This is a genomic window from Verrucosispora sp. ts21 (assembly GCF_002879555.1).
GTDB classification, from domain to species: domain Bacteria; phylum Actinomycetota; class Actinomycetes; order Mycobacteriales; family Micromonosporaceae; genus Micromonospora; species Micromonospora gifhornensis.
Genome location: NZ_PNOZ01000171.1, coordinates 1 through 992, shown reverse-complemented (window position 1 = coordinate 992; position 992 = coordinate 1). Strand labels below are relative to the sequence as shown.

At 65.8% G+C, this 992-nt stretch carries 1 protein-coding gene; it reads left to right on the top strand.

Annotation, left to right across the window (positions count from 1 at the left end):
* Nucleotides 1-139: 139 nt before the first annotated feature.
* On the top strand, nucleotides 140-982 hold the full coding sequence (locus tag C1A38_RS30390; protein WP_502696968.1) for a transposase family protein: 843 nt from the start codon (nucleotides 140-142) through the stop codon (nucleotides 980-982).
* Nucleotides 983-992 lie beyond the last annotated feature (10 nt).

The window sequence follows — 992 nt, the reverse complement described above, 5'->3', positions numbered from 1 at the left end:
TGAGGTGATCTCAGCAGCGCAAAAGTGTTGATTAGTACGACACGGGCGAAGGTGTCGAGTCGGGCGGTGATGGAAACAGGCGTGGAGCCATCGATAGACACGTCCTTGCGACAGAAACACGTCTTCGAGAGGGCTCCACGTGATTGCCTATCGTGCCATGGTCGACGTCCCGAGGGAACTCGTGCAGCACCTCGGCCGGCTGCTCGCCGCCGAGCGTCGAGCCAAGGGGACCCGGCGCGGCACTCGCGCGTTGACCTGCTTCTACCAGGCGTTGTTGGTGCTGATCTGGTTCCGCAAGGGCGAGGACCTGGCCCTGCTCGGCGCGGGGTTCGGGATCTCCCGGGCGACCGCGTACCGCTACCGCGACGAGGGCATCGCGGTACTCGCCGCGCAAGCAAACGACTTACACACCGCGCTGCGCCGTGCCGCCGACGACGGCTGGTCGCACGTGATCCTCGACGGCAAGCTGTTCGACTGCGACCGCCTCACCGAGACCACCCTGTCGGTCAAGGGCGAGACCATCGACGCCTGGTACTCCGGAAAGCACCGCGACTTCGGCGCGAACATCCAAGCGATCATCCGCCCAGACGGGCTGCCGATCTGGACCTCGCAGGCTATGCCCGGGCATCTGCACGACACCAGCTGCGCCCACGAACTCGGTGTCACCGCCGCATTGAACTGGTCCGCCGCCGAACTCGACCTGCCCACCCTGGCCGACTCCGGCTACGAAAGCGCAGGCCACGGCATCAAGACACCGATCAAACAGCCCGCCGACGGCAGCCGACTCGCACCCGACAACCGCGCCTACAACCGGCTGCTACGCGGCCTGCGCTGGCAAGGCGAACGCGGCTTCGCCATCCTGACCGGACGCTGGAAAACGCTCCGCCACACCACCGCCAGCCCACGCCGGATCGGCGAGATCGTCGCCGCCGCGCTACACCTGACTCACTTCGAATACCGCTACCTACCCGAATCTTGCTGAGATCACCTGA